Annotated in this window: 1 protein-coding gene; it reads left to right on the plus strand. The window is 73.2% G+C overall.

What is annotated here, in order from left to right:
- Window positions 1-195 precede the first annotated feature (195 nt).
- Window positions 196-1483: ABC transporter substrate-binding protein (locus tag MVA01S_RS29815; protein WP_255251733.1), on the plus strand; the 1288-nt coding region annotated here is incomplete at its 3' end.

A 1483-nucleotide genomic window follows, 5' to 3' on the forward strand; every position in this document is an offset into this window, starting at 1 on the left:
CGCCGCCCGCGCCCGCCCCGGACAAGCCTGTTCCCGGTGCGCGCCCCGTGCGGCCCACCACCAGCAGGACCGGGCGACCGTCGGGTAAGCGCACCCCGCGGAACCGGTAGGCCGATGGCCGGTCGCTCGCGCCTGCGAACCCTCGGAGCTCCCCGCACACGTCGCGCGATCGCGGTGACCGCGGTGGCGGCCCTGATGGGCGGACTCGGACTGACCTCGTGCGGGGAGAGGACCGCAGACACCGTCGACTACGCGGTCGACGGGACTCTGGTCACCTACAACACCAACACGGTCGTCGGCGCGGCGTCGGGCGGGCCGCAGGCGTTCGCCCGCGTCCTGACCGGGTTCAACTACCACGGCCCGGACGGCCAGATCGTCGGCGACCACGACTTCGGCGCCATCTCGGTGGTCGGCCGCAGCCCGCTGATCCTGGACTACGAGATCAAGGCCGAGGCCGTCTACTCCGACGGCAAGCCGATCACGTGTGACGACATGGTGCTGGCATGGGCCGCGCAGTCAGGCCGGTTCCCGGGGTTCGACGCGGCCAGCCGCGCGGGCTACGCGGACATCGCGACCGTCGACTGCGCGCCGGGCCAGAAGAAGGCCCGGGTGTCGTTCGCGCCGGAACGCGCCTTCACCGACTACGGCCAGCTGTTCGCCGCGACGTCGCTGATGCCCGCGCACGTGATCGCCGACGTGCTCGGACTCGGTGAGGGCGGGGTGACGACCGCGCTGCTGGCCAACGACGGGCCGGTGGTGGAACGCATCGCGCAGGTCTGGAACAGCACCTGGGACCTGAGCCCCGACCTCGACCTGAAGAAGTTCCCGTCGTCGGGGCCCTACAAGCTCGAGTCGGTCACCGACGACGGCGCCGTGGTTTTGGTGGCCAACGACAAGTGGTGGGGCACGCCGCCGGTCACCTCTGAGATCACCGTGTGGCCGCGCAGCCCCGACCTGCAGGACAAGGTCAACGAGGGGGCCTACGACGTCGTCGACATCGCCACCGGCTCGTCGGGCACGCTGAACCTGCCCGACGACTACGTGCGCACCGACTCGCCGTCGGCCGGCATCGAGCAGCTCATCTTCGCCCCGCAGGGACCGCTGGCCGCGGTGCCAGCCCGCCGCGCGCTGGCGCTGTGCACCCCGCGCGACGTCATCGCCCGCAACGCGGGCGTCCCGGTGGCCAACGCGCGGCTGAACACCGCGACCGAGGACGCCTACAGCGCGGCCGAGGCCACCCCGCAGGTCGGTGAGTTCGCGGTGGCCGACCCCGCCGCGGCCCGCGCCGCGCTGGAGGACGCCCCGCTGACCGTGCGCATCGGCTACCAGACGCCCAACGCGCGGCTGGCCGCGACCGTCGGGGCGATCGCCAAGTCGTGCGCCCCGGCGGGCATCACCGTCGAGGACGCCGCGGGTCAGGACGTCGGGCCGCGGGCGCTGCGCGACAACACCGTCGACGTGCTCATCGCGAGCACCGGCGGGG

Origin of the sequence: Mycolicibacterium vaccae NBRC 14118 = CIP 105934 (genome assembly GCF_001552715.1) — a bacterium.
GTDB lineage: Bacteria > Actinomycetota > Actinomycetes > Mycobacteriales > Mycobacteriaceae > Mycobacterium > Mycobacterium vaccae.